The organism is Halorussus marinus, from assembly GCF_004521895.1.
Classification (GTDB): Archaea; Halobacteriota; Halobacteria; order Halobacteriales; family Haladaptataceae; genus Halorussus; species Halorussus marinus.
Genome location: NZ_SBIR01000006.1, coordinates 117,015 through 132,333, shown reverse-complemented (window position 1 = coordinate 132,333; position 15,319 = coordinate 117,015). Strand labels below are relative to the sequence as shown.

16 protein-coding genes are annotated in these 15,319 nt (G+C 69.4%); 12 read left to right on the top strand and 4 right to left on the bottom strand.

From position 1 onward, the window contains the following. Positions 1-177: 177 nt before the first annotated feature. Positions 178-2,163 (bottom strand): MutS-related protein, encoded by a 1,986-nt coding sequence (locus EPL04_RS09465; RefSeq protein WP_134671096.1) that lies wholly within the window; start codon positions 2,161-2,163, stop codon positions 178-180. Between the two features lie 138 nt (positions 2,164-2,301). Between EPL04_RS09465 and larE the strand changes: the two genes are divergently transcribed. Further along, complete coding sequence (gene larE, locus EPL04_RS09460) at positions 2,302-3,189, top strand: ATP-dependent sacrificial sulfur transferase LarE (RefSeq protein ID WP_134671095.1); 888 nt, start codon at positions 2,302-2,304, stop codon at positions 3,187-3,189. 214 nt (positions 3,190-3,403) lie between these two features. Here the strand turns inward: larE and tatC are convergent, their stop codons facing one another. After that, positions 3,404-4,243, bottom strand: a complete 840-nt coding sequence (gene tatC, locus EPL04_RS09455) for a twin-arginine translocase subunit TatC (protein ID WP_134671094.1) — start codon at positions 4,241-4,243, stop codon at positions 3,404-3,406. Positions 4,244-4,471: 228 nt separating this feature from the next. Here tatC and EPL04_RS09450 point away from each other — a divergent pair, with 228 nt between their 5' ends. The 5 genes from EPL04_RS09450 to EPL04_RS09430 all read left to right on the top strand — a co-directional run bounded on the left by EPL04_RS09450 (position 4,472) and on the right by EPL04_RS09430 (position 8,846). Further along, complete coding sequence (locus tag EPL04_RS09450) at positions 4,472-6,700, top strand: twin-arginine translocase subunit TatC (protein ID WP_134671093.1); 2,229 nt, start codon at positions 4,472-4,474, stop codon at positions 6,698-6,700. Between the two features lie 102 nt (positions 6,701-6,802). After that, positions 6,803-6,976: a ribbon-helix-helix protein, CopG family gene (locus EPL04_RS09445; RefSeq protein WP_134671092.1), complete on the top strand. Its 174-nt coding sequence runs from the start codon at positions 6,803-6,805 to the stop codon at positions 6,974-6,976. Further along, on the top strand, positions 6,969-7,709 hold the full coding sequence (locus EPL04_RS09440) for a queuosine precursor transporter (RefSeq protein ID WP_134671091.1): 741 nt from the start codon (positions 6,969-6,971) through the stop codon (positions 7,707-7,709). The genes EPL04_RS09445 and EPL04_RS09440 overlap by 8 nt, the downstream gene beginning before the upstream one ends. Before the next feature lie 103 nt (positions 7,710-7,812). Beyond that, the gene (locus tag EPL04_RS09435; protein WP_134671090.1) at positions 7,813-8,589 is read left to right on the top strand and encodes a DUF7537 family lipoprotein; all 777 of its coding nucleotides are present in this window, start codon (positions 7,813-7,815) and stop codon (positions 8,587-8,589) included. A gap of 47 nt (positions 8,590-8,636) precedes the next feature. Further along, the gene (locus tag EPL04_RS09430) at positions 8,637-8,846 is read left to right on the top strand and encodes a hypothetical protein (RefSeq protein ID WP_134671089.1); all 210 of its coding nucleotides are present in this window, start codon (positions 8,637-8,639) and stop codon (positions 8,844-8,846) included. On the opposite strand, the gene EPL04_RS09425 is transcribed toward EPL04_RS09430, so the two are convergent. Next, a complete protein-coding gene (locus tag EPL04_RS09425) occupies positions 8,843-9,601 on the bottom strand; it encodes an SAM-dependent methyltransferase (RefSeq protein ID WP_134671088.1) in 759 nt (252 codons plus the stop codon). The two genes, EPL04_RS09430 and EPL04_RS09425, sit on opposite strands and share 4 nt — an antisense overlap. Before the next feature lie 219 nt (positions 9,602-9,820). Here EPL04_RS09425 and EPL04_RS09420 point away from each other — a divergent pair, with 219 nt between their 5' ends. The 5 genes from EPL04_RS09420 (at position 9,821) to EPL04_RS09400 (ending at position 14,020) form a co-directional block, all read left to right on the top strand. After that, the gene (locus EPL04_RS09420; RefSeq protein ID WP_134671087.1) at positions 9,821-10,840 is read left to right on the top strand and encodes a substrate-binding domain-containing protein; all 1,020 of its coding nucleotides are present in this window, start codon (positions 9,821-9,823) and stop codon (positions 10,838-10,840) included. Then, complete coding sequence (locus EPL04_RS09415; protein ID WP_134671086.1) at positions 10,841-11,545, top strand: ABC transporter permease; 705 nt, start codon at positions 10,841-10,843, stop codon at positions 11,543-11,545. A 110-nt stretch (positions 11,546-11,655) separates the two neighbouring features. After that, the gene (locus EPL04_RS09410) at positions 11,656-12,417 is read left to right on the top strand and encodes an ABC transporter ATP-binding protein (protein ID WP_134671222.1); all 762 of its coding nucleotides are present in this window, start codon (positions 11,656-11,658) and stop codon (positions 12,415-12,417) included. Positions 12,418-12,419: 2 nt separating this feature from the next. Continuing rightward, the gene (locus tag EPL04_RS09405; protein WP_134671085.1) at positions 12,420-13,130 is read left to right on the top strand and encodes a TOBE domain-containing protein; all 711 of its coding nucleotides are present in this window, start codon (positions 12,420-12,422) and stop codon (positions 13,128-13,130) included. Between the two features lie 146 nt (positions 13,131-13,276). Then, the gene (locus tag EPL04_RS09400) at positions 13,277-14,020 is read left to right on the top strand and encodes a DNA polymerase sliding clamp (protein WP_134671084.1); all 744 of its coding nucleotides are present in this window, start codon (positions 13,277-13,279) and stop codon (positions 14,018-14,020) included. Positions 14,021-14,044: 24 nt separating this feature from the next. Here EPL04_RS09400 and EPL04_RS09395 read toward each other — a convergent pair whose 3' ends face one another. Then, complete coding sequence (locus EPL04_RS09395) at positions 14,045-14,635, bottom strand: DUF7474 family protein (protein WP_134671083.1); 591 nt, start codon at positions 14,633-14,635, stop codon at positions 14,045-14,047. Positions 14,636-14,753: 118 nt separating this feature from the next. Here EPL04_RS09395 and EPL04_RS09390 point away from each other — a divergent pair, with 118 nt between their 5' ends. Continuing rightward, the gene (locus EPL04_RS09390) at positions 14,754-15,263 is read left to right on the top strand and encodes a DUF367 family protein (protein ID WP_134671082.1); all 510 of its coding nucleotides are present in this window, start codon (positions 14,754-14,756) and stop codon (positions 15,261-15,263) included. The last annotated feature ends 56 nt before the right edge of the window (positions 15,264-15,319 follow it).

The following is a 15,319-nucleotide window of genomic DNA, read 5'->3' as shown; positions in this document are numbered from 1 at the left end:
CTGGTGGCCGTTGCGCTCGAACGATGTAGGATGTATTATCTGTCACTAGATCTACCTTCCGGGCCGACTCGGATCTCCGCACGAGTCGGGCCCCACCCGCGGCGCCGACCCGGCCGTCGCCGTCCCGTCGGTCCAACGAACCCACGCTCGGCGCCCAGACGCGACCGGAAACGGCTCTCAGAACTTCTCCAGCAGTCGGTCGTAGAACCCGCCGTCGTCGCCGTCCGAGAGCTTCTCGACGATGAGTTCGGGCGTCGAGCGCGCGAGGTGATTTTTCACCGGCGAGCGGTTCACCACCAGTTCGCCGTCTTCGAGCCCCTCGGCCTCGATGCCGTCGACCGGCACGTCGTAGTCGGCCATCTCGCGGATCTCGGCCGCGAGGTGCGAGACGAACACGCCGGTCACGTCCTCGCCGCGGAGCGCTTCGAGGATGCCCGCGATGATCTTGGCGGACGCGCCCGGCTCGGTGATGCTCTCTAACTCGTCGACCAGCACCAGCCGGTCGGCGCTCCCGTCGGTCAGCCCCGCGAACTCCCGGAGCGTCGACTCGAACGCGCCCGCGTCGAGCGTCCCCTGGGTCTTGGCGTGGTAGTGGAGCTCCGAGACGCGCTCGATCCGGACCGACTCGGCGGGCACCGGGAGCCCCATGTGGGCCAGAATCGCCACGAGCGCGACCAGATCGAGCGTCGAGGTCTTCCCGCCGCTGTTGACCCCCGAGAGCAACGCCACGTCCGAGACCGCGTAGTCGACCGGCTCGACGGCATCGAACCCGACGTCCAAAAGCGGCGAGCGCCCGGCCTCGATGTCGAAGCCGGACTCGCCGTCGCGCTCGCCGACGAACTCCGGCATCGCACAGTCGAAGTCGGCGGCGAACCGCGCGACCGCGAGCTCGACGTCGAGTTCGAGCGCGGTCCGGACGAGCGCCGCGGCGTCCTCGCGGCGGTCGGCGAGGTCGGCCGCGAGCTCGCGCTTGCGGCGGGCCGCCCGGCGGTCTCTGGCGGCGACGAGGTCCTCGCGGAGCCGCGAGACCGTCTCCTCGTCGTGCTCGACCGGGAAGGCGGGTTCTTCGGGGAACGCCCGGCGGGCGAGTTCGGCTTCCCCGCTGTCGAGGTCAAGCGCCTCCGCGAGGTGGTCGCGGGCCGCCGCGACCGCGGCGGCGTACTCGTCGCTGAGCTCCCGGGACAGAAGCGAGTCGACGCCCGCGCCCTGTTCGACCAGCGAGAGCAGGTCCGACCCCTCGACGGTCACGTCCCGCTCCTCGATCGCGTCCCGGAGGTGGTCGTTGGCGACGCTCTCGGCGGTCGCGACCGCGGCGTCCAGATCGTCGATCGCCCGACTCAGCCGGTCGAGTTCGTCGTCGCCGACGACGGTGCCGTCGGCGTCGACCCGGTCGAGGGCGTCCTCCAGCGCGTCGAGGTCCAGCGGCGGGTCGATGCCGGCCGCCCGGTGGACCGCGGCGGCGGCCCGGAGGCTGTCGCGGTTCGCCGCGAAGAACGCGAGCGAGCGCTCGGGCACCACGTCGGCCGGCCGCTCCAGGGCGTCGGGCTCGACTCGCACGTCGCCGTCGACGCTCACGCCCGCGAACGCCTCGTCGAGCGCGACGACCGTCGAGTACCCGCGCGCGAGGTCCGCGAGGTCCCGGGCGTCTTCGACCACCTCGACGCTGAGCTCGGGGATCGCCTGCTGGGCCTCGCTGTAGCGCTCGGCGTCGGCGGTCGCCAGACACCGGTCTCGAACCACCACGTCGCGGGGCTCGGCGAGCGGTTCGACGTCGGCGAGCGCCCCCAGTACGTCCTCGTCGGGGTCGCGGTCGAGCGCCCGCTCGGCGAACGCCCTGACCTCCTCGATCCGCGAGCGCACGCCGCTCGGGTAGAGCGTTTCGAGGCGCTTCTCGCCGTAGCTCGTGACGGTGCGCTCCCGAAGCAGGCCGAGCACCGCCCGGTAGAGCTCGGTCGCTCGATCGGTCGCCAGGAAGCCGCCGGGGTCGTCGTGGCGCTCTCGGATCGCCGCCCGCGCGATACTGGCGGCCCGGCCCTCCGAGATGCCCGGCGCGCTCGCGAGCGCGGCCACGTCGCCCGATTCGAGCGCGCCCTCGGGGTCGTCGAGCTCCGCGAGCGCCGCGGCGGTCTTCGAGCCGACGCCGGATATGGCCTCCAGCTCCATCGGGGCGTAGTTCTGACCGCTGGTTTAAAAACGTTCGCGGGTCGGCGGGGCGTCGACGCCCGGGACGGGCCGCGTTCGCCGACCCCGCCGACGTGGCGTCCAACGCGCTTTTCTCTCGTCCGTCCCAAAGCTCGGAACATGGCTTCAGTCGAGGCGAAAGCGCAGGCGATCAGAGACGACCTCGCCGACCGGGAGGGCGTCGTGGTCGCGTTCTCGGGCGGCGTCGATTCGAGCGTGGTCGCGGCGCTGGCCCGCGACGCGCTGGGCGAGGACGCCGTGGCGTGTACCGCCAAGAGCGAGACCCTGCCGGCCGCCGAACTGGACGACGCCACCCGGGTCGCCGACGAGATCGGCATCCGCCACGAGATCGTCTCCTTCTCGGAGCTCGAGGACCCCGACTTCGTCGAGAACGACGGCGACCGGTGTTACCACTGCCGGACGATGCGGCTCGGCAAGATGTTCGAGACCGCCGAGCGACTCGACATCCCGGTGGTCTGTGACGGCACCAACGCCAGCGACGCCGACGGCGGCCACCGCCCGGGACTCCAGGCGGTCGAGGAGCTCGACGCCTACTCGCCGTTGCTCGCCCACGGAGTCACCAAAGACGAGGTCCGCGAGCTCGCCGACAAGTACGATCTCTCGGTCGCGGACAAGCCCTCGATGGCGTGTCTCTCCTCGCGGATCCCCACCGGCCTCGAGGTCACCGAGGAGAAACTCACCCGGGTCGAGCGCGCCGAGGCGGTGCTCCGGGACTGGGGGTTCGACCAGTTTCGAGTGCGCGACCACGACGGACTCGCCCGCATCGAGGTCGGTCGCGACGAACTCGACGTCGCGCTCGACCCCGACTTCGCGGCGGCGGTCCGCGACCGGCTGACCGAGATCGGCTTCGAACACGTCACCCTCGACCTCCACGGCTACCAGACGGGGAGCGTCAGCCCCGAACGCGAGGCCGACCCCGACGCCGACGGGGCGGACGAGCCGGTGGTCGAGGACGTGTTCGCGGCGGAGTACCCGACCGGCGAGTAGCGCCCGGCGCGGTCGCTGTCGGCTCGGGACCCGAGAAAGTTGTATGGGCGTTCGCACCCAGGGTGGCAGTTTGCTGGCACGCGAACTGCGTATTGTAGCTGCTGGCACGCGAGCTAAGTGGCAGGCACGAACGCTACGAACACCTACGGATTCGCCCGCCTTAGTTATATGCCGATTACGCTCGTGAAATTTGTCGTTGACCGGACGGGACTCCTCACCGACCGGTCCACTTCAGGAGCAACAGCGTGCCCTCGAACAGCAGGATCATCGTCGCGGTGGTGAGGATCGGCGCCATTCCGGTCGGGTCGGGGGTGAACAGGAACGAGACGCCGAGGAACGCGCCCCAAAACAGCAACCGCCGGTCGGCGAGCCACCGTCGGGTGGTCAGCCCCATCATGATGGCGAGCATGATAAACAGCGGGATCTGGAACACCACCGCCAGATACCCCATCAGCATCAGGATGAGGTTGAACGTCTTGGTCAGCCCGAACGCGAGCAGGTCGGTCGGGCCCTCGGTGTAGTAGATGAAGTAGGTAAAGATCGCGGGCAACACGGCAAAGTGGGCGAAGCTGACGCCGACGAACGCCAACACGAGGCTCGTCGGCACCGCCGCGAGGTAGTAGCGCCGCTCGTGGGGGTAGAGGCCGGGTCGCATGAAAAGGTACGTCTGGTAGACGAAGATCGGGAGCGCCACGATGATGCCCGCGAGGCTGGCGACCTTGAGTTCGGTCAACACCAGCGCGAGCGGGTGGTAGATCCGGGGGCGGCCCTGATCGCCGACCTCCGCGATCGAGATGATGTCGTTCCAGAGGAAGTTGATGACCTCCTCGGCGAACGGAAGCGCGATGGCGGTGATCCCGCCGGCGACGACGACGACGACCGCGAGCCGCTTGACCATCTCCTCGATGTGGTCGGCGAGCGGCATCTCCTCGTCTTCGAGGGGCTCTTCGGGCGCTGTCGGGCCGGTAGGGTCGCGGTCCCCCAGCGACTCCGAGCCGTCCTCGGGCGTCGCTGGGGAAATGTTGCTCGCGGTCGCCTCCGGTTCGTCAGCCATTCAGTCGGTCTAAGCGCGGGCTCTATTATAGGCCTTTTGCGAGCGCCCCGAAAACCGGGCGCCACGAGGGGTCCAAGCGCCGGCCGCGCGCGACTCGACCGGGATTGATACCGGCTTCGCGACGAGATCGAACCGACCTCGTCGCCGGGCGAGCGCGGGCGCGTGACGGTCGATTCTCCGGTTTAACAAGAAGATTGATAACCGAGACACGGCTACCACGTCCAAGGAATGTCTGGAACTGGAAGTAGCATCGTCGACGAGGACACCGCCCGCGCGGTCAACAGCGGGCGCGAGACCGTCGGCGCGATGCTCTCGACCGCCCAGGACCACCTCCGGAAGGTGTTCGTGGTGTTCCTGCTGGGCTTTCTGGCGAGCTTCTACGCGATCCGGGGCGCCGGCTGGCCATATCTCAAGGAGGTCACGACCGCCCAGATGTCGCCGGACCTCGCCGAGAGCATCAACGTCGTCGCGGTGACGCCGTTCGACGTCATCCTCCTGCAGGCGAAGATCGGCCTCGTCGTCGGGATCCTGTTTTCGGTGCCGATGTTGCTGTACTACGCCCGCGACGAGTTCCGGGGCAAGTCGTGGTACCCCCAGTCCCCGATCGCCCGGTGGAAGATCGCGACGCTCGCGGTCCTCGCGTTCGCGCTCTTTTTCGGCGGCATCCTCTACGGCTATCTGGTCTTCTTCCCGCTGATGTTCCAGTTTCTCGCGGACAACGCCACGTCCGCGGGGTTCCAGACCAACTACTCGATCGTGAAGTGGACCGAGTTCATCCTCTTTCTCTCGCTGTCGTTCGGCCTCGCGGCCGAGCTCCCGCTCGCGATGAGCGGGCTCGGCTACACGGGGATCGTCCCCTACGAGACGTTCCGGGACAAGTGGCGCTACGCGATCCTCGGCATCTTCCTGTTCGGCGCCCTCGCCTCGCCTCCGGACCCGTTCACCCAGCTGATGTGGGCGACGCCGCTCATCCTGCTGTACGTCTTTAGCCTCTATCTCACCAAGGCCGTGGTGACGCTCAAACGCGGGAGCGAACAGCTCAGCCTCGCCGGCGTGATCCGCGACGACTGGATCCGGATCCTCGGCGCGCCCGTCCTCGTCTTCCTCGGCGTCCGGATGGCGCTGACCGGCGGCGGCCGCGAGACGGTCAACGACTCGCTCCCGGCCGACTACCAGCTCCCGCCGGTCGAGTCGGTCGTCGGGCTCCCGCGGACCCAGTCGGTGCTGGCGGTCGCCGGCGCGCTCGCGGTCGTGACGCTCGCGCTCGCGGTGCTCTACTACTTCTTCCGGGCGCTCGACGAAGTCGACACGGGTCCGAGGCCCGCTCGCGGCGGCTCGCCCGCCGACATCGACCTCGGCCCGCTCGACGCGGGCGCGGTCCGGGCCGCTCCGCCGGAGGTGTTCGAGGAGATGAGCGAGGAGGACGCGGTCGGCTACGCACGGCAGGCGATGGACGAAGACGAGGCCGAGAAGGCCCAGGCGATCCTCGACCGCTACGACGAACTCAACCCCGACGACGAGGAGGCCGACGACGAAGCCGCGGCGGCCGCGACCGGGGACGCCGAGGTCGCCGACGGCGACGCCGGGGAGTCGTCCCCGGACGACCCCGAGGACTCGGCCAATCCGGTCCAGAGCACCGCCGCGGGGATGGCCGACGCGTTCACCGAAGACGAGACCACCGAGGAGGACATCGGCGGATGGTACTACGACATCCGGTTCATCCTCGACAGCCTCACCTCGAAGGTGTTCTGGCTCGTCGGCATCTTCATGGCCGTGCTCGCCGCGGTGTTCACGGCCCTCTACATGGGCGGGATCGGTATCATCCGCCAGGACTTCCTCCAACGGGTCCCGGCGGACGTCCGCCCCGAGCCCGGGTCGAGCGGCGAAATCCTCGACATCGTGGTGCTCCACCCGGTCGAGGCGCTCATCTTCGAGGTGAAGATATCGACGCTGTTGGCGGGGGTCGCGGTCGTGCCCGTCCTGCTGTACTGGGCGTGGCCCGCGATGAAAGAGCGCGGGCTGGCGTCGGGCGACCGCCGGGTGTTCGGCGTCTGGGCGGCCACTATCGGGGTCGGACTGCTCGCGGGGAGCGCGCTTGGCTACCTGTTCGTCGCGCCGAGCGTCATCTCGTGGCTGGTCGCCGACGCGGTTCGGGCCGAGATGGTGATCTCTTACCGGGTCAGCAACTTCTTCTGGCTCGTGTTCTTCACCACCGCCGGCATCGGACTGCTCGCCGACGTGCCCCTGACGATGTGGCTGTTCCACTGGGGGGACATCGTCCCGTTCGACGCGATGCTCGATCGGTGGCGCGAGGTCACCATCGCGGTGTTCGCGGTCGCCGGCCTCGTGACTCCAGACAGCCTCTACACGATGTTCCTGCTCGCGATCCCGATCTCGCTGGCGTACGGCGTCGGACTCGGCGTGCTCTGGCTGGTGACCGTGGGCGGGCGTCGGTAGCCGCTCCGCTTTTCGATCCGCCCGTCGGTCCGTGACTCGTCGGCGCCGGCCCTACCTCTCCGGCGTCGAACAGTTTATACGACCGAGCGATAATACTCGGATATGACCAAGATAAGCGTGGAAGTGCCCGACGAGCTACTCGACGACCTCGACGACCACGTCGGGGAGGAGGGGAAGTTCGTCAATCGGAGCGAGGCGGTGCGGGCGTCGGTCCGCAAGATGCTCGACGTGCTCGACGAGATCGACGAGCGCCACGGGAGGCTGGAGGATGAGTAGCGGGTCGAACCCGTACCGCGGCGAGGTCGACGCGCTCGCGACGGGCCGGATCGCCCTCGTGGCGCTGTTCGTCACCGCGCTGGTGACCGCCCAGCTCACCGCCTCGAAACTGCTCGCGTTCTCGGTGCCGGTCGCGCTCCCGCTCGCCGGCGAGTCGCTCGTGATGCCCGGCGCGGCGCTGGCGTACGCGCTGACGTTTTTCGCCTCGGACTGCTACTCCGAGCTCTACGGCCCAACCGAGGCCCGGAAGGTCGTGCTCGTGGGCTTCGCGATGAACTTCGTGTTGCTCGGACTGGTGTGGTCGACCATCGCCGCGCCCGCCGCGCCGTTCAGCGACGTCGATCCCGCGACCTTCGAGCGGGTGCTCGGCGCGAGCACGAACATCGTGGTCGCGAGCCTGCTCGCGTACGTCGTGAGCCAGAACTGGGACGTAGCGGTCTTCCACCGCGTCCGCGAACTCACCGGCGGAGCCCACCTCTGGGCGCGCAACCTCGTCTCGACCGCGTCGAGCCAGCTTCTCGACACCGTCATCTTCGTCGGCGTCGGGTTCGCGGTTATGCCCGCGCTCCGCGGGGCCGACCCGCAGGGGCTCGGCGCGCTCGTCTCGCTGGCGGTCGGCCAGTACGTCCTGAAGCTGTTGATCGCGCTCGCGGACACGCCGTTCGTCTACGCGGTCGTGGGCTACCTCCGTTCGCGGGGCCACGTCCCGACTCCAGCGAGCGCCGCCGACTGAGCCTCGGCGTCCGCCGTCGGTCGCGCTCCGCACTCGCCCTCGATGGGCCGGGACCGTGCGGACACCGACACCTCTTTTTGGCTCCCGCGACTTCGGGCGGTACATGCGACGCAATGCCCTCCTCCTGTTAGCGGTCGGCTGTCTCGTCGTCCTGGCGGGCTGTTCGGGCGCGCTTCCGGGCGGAGCCGACGAACCGACGACCGCCGACGCGGCGGCCGAGATGAACTACCCCGACGCGGTCTCCGAGAACGGGACCAACGTCTCCGCGCTGGCCGCCGGCCACGCCGAGGCGCTCAACGGCACCGGCTTCTCGCTGTCGCTCGCCACGGCCCAGAACGGCTCGTCGGGCGAGCAGTCGGCCGAACTCGACGCCGCGGTCGGCCCCGACCGCGAGCGGGTCCGCGCGAACGTCTCGGGCGCGGGCCAGCGCACCGAAATCTACGCGACCGCCGAGAAGCGCTACCAGCGGCTCTCGGCCGGCAACGAGACCGCCTACCGCGTCACCAACCGCACGTCTCAGGCCTCACAGGTGGTCCCGTCGTCGCTCTCGGGCGCGGTGTACCTCGAACAGTACGCCGCGGCGACGAACGCGAACCTCACGCCCGACGGCGTCCGGGAGATCGACGGCACGACGGTCGTCGTGCTCCGAGCCGACGGCGCCAACGTCTCGGTCCCCGGCGGGACGAACGTCACCGCCTACGACGCGACCGCGCTGGTCGACGAGCGCGGCATCGTCCACAGCTTCGAGGTCTCGGTCGACACCGCGCAGGCCGACTCCGCGGCCACCCTCTCGGTCTCGATGAACGTCTCGGACGTTGGCGAGACGACCGTCGCCGAGCCGTCGTGGCTCGACGAGGCCAAGAACAGTTCGACCGCGTAGCGGCGTTTCGCCGTCCGACTTTTCAGGACCCGCGGCGTGGCTTGGGCATGGGTAGCGACGGCCTGATCGAACTCGACCAGTCGTGTTGGTCGGCGCTGGCGAAGTACAACCTCGTGCTGGCGACCCTGTTCGGCGTCGTGCTGTTGGTTGTCCGCCAGGCCGATCCCCAGCAGGCCCAGCTGTTCTTACTCGTGGAGAACGGCGTGCTGGCGCTGGTGTTCGGCGCGATCCAGACGTACTGTTGGATCTCCCGTTAGGCGAGCTCGGCGAACCCGAACCGGGGTTTGATCTCGGTGATCCGCACCTCGACGGTCTCGCCCTCGTCGGCGCCCGAGACGAAGAGTGTGAACCCTTCGACCTTCGCGATACCGTCGCCCTCCGAGCCGGTGTCGACGATCTCGACTTCGATCTCCTCGCCCTCGCTCACGGGCGCGGTCGTCCGGCCCTTCGCGACGAGATACACCTCCGAGGAGGAGTCTCTGGAGGCGTCGGGGCTCATCGTCCGGACGTACTGGAACTCCTCGTCGATCTCCGCGCGGAGGTCGTCGAGGTCCGGCCCTTCGAACACCTTCACCGCGAAGTCCCCGCCCGAATCGAGCACGTCGAGGGCGGTCTCGAACGCCTGACGGGCGAGGTGGACCGACCGGGCGTGGTCGACCGAGTACTCGCCGGTCATGTTCGGCGCCATGTCCGAGAGGACGACGTCGACCGACTCGCCGGCGACCGCCCGGACTCGCTCTTTGGTCTCCTCGTCGGTCATGTCCCCCCGGACGGTCTCGACCCCGTCGATCGGGTCGATGCGCTGGAGGTCGACGCCGACGACCGTGCCGCCCTCCCCGACCGTCTCGGCCGCGATCTGGAGCCAGCCGCCCGGGGCGGCTCCGAGGTCGACGACCGTCCGATCGGACCCGAGGAGGTTCTCCTCGCGGTCGAGTTGCTCGAGCTTGTAGGCCGCCCGCGATCGGTAGCCCTCCTGTTTCGACTTGTTGTAGTAGTGGTCCTTGTGACTCATTTACCGCTTGTAGCCGGCCGCGCTCCTTACGCGCTTCGCTTGTCGGACCGCATCGACCGGCGCTCGTCCGGCCCCCGATCTCGACGGATTCGTAACCGGAATGGGTAACTCGACCGATCCCGCCGCGTCTCTGTCGGTGACACGCTCTCGAGCGGGCAACCGCTATCGGTTTCGATTCGAAAGTAAGGTTTAATATCTGCCTTCCCGACCGTTATTCACATGCCGATACAACGGCGGCGGTTCCTGCAGACCGCGGGCGTCGCGGCGACGCTCGGGCTCGCAGGCTGTACCGGGGGCGATTCGACGGCACAGGAGACGACGACCACAGGGCAGTCCGCCGACACCGGCGGCGGGGACATCGGCGACGGCGAACTGGTCCTCGCGACGACCACGAGCACGTACGACACGGGACTGCTCGACGCGCTCCACCCGCCCTTCGAGGAGGCGTTCGGCGTCACGATCAAGACGCTCTCGAAGGGGACCGGCGCGTCGATCCGGACCGCCCGGGACGGCGACGCCGACGTGATCCTCGTCCACGCCCGCGGCGCCGAAGACAAGTTCCTTCAGGACGGCCACGGCGTCAACCGCCGCGACGTGATGTTCAACGACTTCGTCGTCGTCGGGCCGAGCGACGACCCCGCGGGCATCGAGGGGATGGACAGCGCCACCGAGGCGTTCGCGACCATCGCCGACTCCGGGGAGACGTTCGTCTCCCGGGGCGACGACTCGGGCACGAACAAGAAGGAACTCAACATCTGGGGGCAGTCGGACGCCGAGCCGAGCGGCCAGTGGTACCAGCAGGTCGGCAAGGGGATGGGCGACACGCTGGTCCAGACCAACCAGATCGGCGGCTACACGCTCGCCGACCGCGGGACGTACCTCTCGATGCGCGACGAGATCGACCTCACCATCCTCGTCCAGGGGCCGCTTCAGGGCGGGCCGACCATCCTCAAGAACCCCTACGGCGTCATCCCGGTCAACCCCGCGAAACACGACAACGTCAACTACGAGGCCGCGATGGCCTACGCCGGCTACCTGACGAGTCCGCGAGGCCAGTCTATCATCGACAACTACACCGCGAACGGCTCGCAGTTGTTCTTCCCGAACGCGCTGTCGGAGGAGCCCAACTTCGGCCAGTACGTCCCGCAGGGCTACTCCGCCGAGCAGGCCGAGTCCCTCTCGAAGCGCGACCGCCAGTTCCTCTACTGGGTGGACACACAGGTGCCAAACGACTACTGAATGCTCCTCCAGTCCGCCGTGCTTCCGGACGCCGGGTGGAACTACTTTCTCAGCATCGTCGCGGTCTCGCTGTACGTCAGCGGGACCGCGGTGGCGCTGAGCACGCTCGCGAGCCTGCCGGTCGCGCTCGCGGTCGGGTTCGGGGACTTCCCCGGCAAGCGCGCGGTGGCGGCGGTCATCAACACCGGCATGGGGTTCCCGAGCGTGGTGGTGGGACTGCTCGTCCTGTTGCTCGTCTCGAATCAGGGACCGCTCGGGGAGCTCGGGTTGGTGTTCACGCCGAAGGCGATGATCCTCTCGCAGTTCGTGCTCGCGACGCCGGTCATCACCTCGATCAGCCTCTCGGCGGTCGAGAGCGTCGGCGAGGACGTTCGAGACGCCGCGTTCGCGCTCGGGGGCACCGACGCCGACGTGGCGCTCGCGGTGATCAAGGAGGCCCGCTACGGCATCGTCACCGCGGTGCTGGCGGGGTTCGGCCGGGCGATCAGCGAGGTGGGCTCGATCCTCATCGTCGGGGGCAACATCGTCTACAGCGACGGCACCTCCTACACCCGGACGCTGACGACCGCCATCACGGTCGAGGCCCGTCAGGGGCGTTACGAGGCTGGGCTCGTGCTCGGGGCGGCGTTGCTCGCGCTCGTGCTCGGCGTGAACTGGCTCGGCTCGTGGGTCCGGAGTCGCGGCCGCGGGAGGGGGTCTCAGTGAGCCCGCCCGACCGGGACGACGGCGTCGAGCAAGCCGCCCGTCGCCGCGAAGATTCCGCCGACTCGAGACGCGTCGCGCCGGCGCGCTCGACTGACGAGCGGGCCCCGACCCTGACCGCCGACGACATCCGCTACGCCTACGGCGACGAACCCCTGTTCTCGGCGGCGTCGCTGTCGGTCGCGCCCGGCGAGGTGCTCACGGTGGTCGGCCCCTCCGGCGCGGGCAAGACCACGCTTTTGGGCCTGCTCGGGCTGTTTCGGCCGCCCGACGCCGGCACCGTCCGGTGGGAGGGTCGGGACGTCTGGGGCCGGTCCGACGAAGAGCGCCTCGCGATCCGGCGCCGGATCGGGACGGTGTTTCAGGAGCCGGCGCTGTTCAACGAGAGCGTCGCGCGCAACGTCGGCTACGGGCTCCGGGTCAGATCGTCGTGGCGCGACCGACTCCGAGACGCCGCGGCCCGCGCGATCGGACGGACCGACCCGTCCGACCGCGTCCGGGAGGCCCTAGAAACCGTCGGGCTCGCCGAGAAGGCCGACCGGAACGCGCTGTCGCTGTCGGGCGGGGAGGCCCAGCGGGTCGCGTTCGCGCGCGCGCTAGCGGTCGAGCCCGACGTGCTCTTGCTCGACGAGCCCACTTCGAACCTCGACCCGCGAAACACCGCGGTGCTGGAAGCGGTCGTCACCGAGGCCCGCGAGGCGGGGCTGGGCGTCGTCGTGGCCACCCACGACATGCATCAGGCCGAGCGGATCTCCGACCGGGTGGCGGTCCTGCTCGACGGCACCGTCATCGAGACCGGCCCGCCCGAACAGGTGTTCGACGACCCCGACGACCCCAGAACGCGAAAGTTCGTAACCGGGGAGCTGCTGTACTGAGTATGAGCGATTCGCCCACCCGCGAGTTCGAGGCCCGCCTCGCCGCCGACGGCGTGGTGTTCGACGAGCGCGACGCCGACCTCCTCCGGGCGATCCGGGCCGCCGGCTCGCTGAACGCCGCCGCCGGGGAGCTGGGCCGGTCGTACGCCCACGCCCACCGACGGCTCGGCGAGCTCGAGGCGGCGTTCGGATCGCTCGTCGAGCGCACCCGCGGGGGCTCGGACGGCGGCGGAAGCGCGCTCACGGCCGACGCCCGCGCGTTGCTCGCCCGCTTCGACCGGCTCTGTGCGGAGTTCACCGGCCTGACCACCGCCGACGAGAACGTCCTCCGTGGCGAGGTCCGCGACCGCGACGGCGAACTCGCCGCGGTCGAGACCGACGCCGGGCGGGTCCACGCGCTCGCGCCCCCCGACGCCTCGACGGTGCAGGTGACCGTCCGGGCCGACGCGGTGACGCTTCACGAACCGGTCGATGCGCCGGGCGAGACCGCCACCAGCGCCCGGAACCGGCTCTCCGGGGCGGTCGCGGGCGTCTCCGGCGGGGAGACCGTGGGCCGGGTCGCGGTCGACGTGGGCCTCGACGAGCCGCTGGTCGCGGTCGTCACCCTCGACAGCGTCGACCGGCTCGGGCTCGAACCCGGGGTCGCGGTCGTCGCGTCGTTCAAAGCGACCGCCACCCGGGCGACGCCGGCCGCCCGAGACGCCGACCCCTGACCGGCTCCGGTCCCGCGAGCGCTCGACACTCGTCGCTTTCGGCGCCCCGACGGGCCGGGACTGCCCGACGCCGAGACCGTCGGGGCCTCGCGCGTGCGCGCCCGAACGGGTGTTTTTTATGGCGGGGGTTCGTAGCCCTCGGCAAGATGTTTAAGGCTATCGTGAGCGCTGACACGCTCCGGGATGCTATCGATTCCGTGAGCGTGCTGGTGGACGAGTGCAAGATCCACCTCGAAGAGGACGGACTCTCCATCCGGGCCGTCGACCCCGCGAACGTCGGGATGGTGGACCTCGAACTCTCGGCGACCGCGTTCGAATCCTACGAGGCCGACGGCGGTATCATCGGCGTGAACCTCGACCGACTCGACGACATCGCGGGGATGGCGAGCGGCGACCAGCCCATCCACCTCGAACTCGACGAGGAGACCCGTAAGCTCCACATCCAGATCGACGGCCTCGAGTACACCCTCGCGCTCATCGATCCCGACTCTATCCGACAGGAGCCCGACATCCCCGACCTCGACCTCTCCTCGGAGATCGTCGTCGAGGGCGCCGACATCGACCGGTCGGTCACCGCCGCCGACATGGTGAGCGACCACATCGCGCTGGCGGTCGACCCCGACGCCGAGACCTTCGTCGTGGAGGCCGAGGGCGACACCGACGACGTGCGCCTCGAACTCGACCGCGAGGACCTCATCGACCTCGACGCGGGGCCGGCCCGGTCGCTGTTCAGTCTCGACTACCTCAAGGACATGAACAAGGCCGTCCCGGGCGACGCCGAGGTCACCGTCGAACTCGGCGAGGAGTTCCCCGTCAAGCTCCACTTCGCGATCGCAGAAGGGCAGGGCAACGTCACCTTCATGCTCGCGCCCCGGATCCAGAGCGACTGAGCGCTCGCTCGACGCTCCCGGCGATTACAGGCTTCGGTCGATGACAGCCTTCGCGGCCTCGGCCTTCTCCTTCCAGCCGTACCCCGACTCGTAGACGTGGCGTTTGCGGGCCACCAGCTCCTCGGGCGAGGACTCCTCGAACCCGCCCCGGGACCACGTCCCGGTCTCGCGGAGCCAGTCGACGACCCGCTCGCGGGTCTCGTCCCACGAGAGGCCGACCATCTCGTACCACGCGATCATCGCGAACACGGCGTTGTCGTGGGCGCCCGGCACCGACCCCTTCTGGGCGACGGTCTTGATCGGCTCGATGGTCGGGTCGGTGACGTGCTCTTTGTACTCCTCGGCGGTCAGCAACTGGAGGTCGCCGCTCTCGGTCTCCAGCACGCGCTGTTCGTGCTGGAGTCGCTCTACGGCGGCCTGGTGGAGCTTGTCCCACGCCCCGTGGACAGCCTCCCGGAGGTCGTCGGCTCCTCGCGGCCCGCCCGAGAGGACCGCCACGACGTCCGTGTAGGCCTTCTCGATGTCGGCCCACTCCTCGCCCTCGAACCGGCAGTCGGGGCCGTGGAGGTTGGTGGTGGTCCGGCAGTCGGGACACGGGTAGTCGAACCGCGGCACAGATGGGCTGTCTGTTTCGGGGTACAAAACTGGTCTGATTCTCGGCTCGACGGCGGCCGCGCTCGGGGCGTATCGCCCTCCGAGCGACTTTTGACTCGGACGCGCCTACCTCCCGCCAGTGAACCTCCACGTCCGGTACGAGGGCGACGACGACCCAGACAAGTGCACGGCGCGCAAGCTCGCGCGCTTCGACCTCGCCGAGCTCCACCGGAGCGACCGCGAGACGCCCTACGGCATCGTCCTGAACCCCCACGCCGAGCGCGCGCTCTCGCCGGCCGACCGCGCCGAGACCGACCGGCTGGTCGCGCTCGACTGCTCGTGGGAGACCGCCGAGCGGGCGCTGTTCGAGATGCCCGGGGTCCACCGCGCGCTCCCGTTTCTGGTCGCGGCCAACCCCGTCAACTACGGGACGCCCTTCGAACTCAACACCGTCGAGGCGTTCGCCGGCGCCCTGACGATCCTCGGCGAGCGCGAGCACGCCGAGGCGATCCTCTCGAAGTTTACGTGGGGCGAGACGTTTCTGGACCTCAACGCCGAGCCCCTCCGGAGGTACGCCGACTGCGAAGACTCCGCGGACATCGTGGCGGTCCAGCAGGAGTACCTCGACGCCGGCGAGGACTCGCCGTAGTCGCCGAGACGGCGCCCCGCCGAGCCCACTCGGTAAGGTTTAAACGCGGCGGCGGC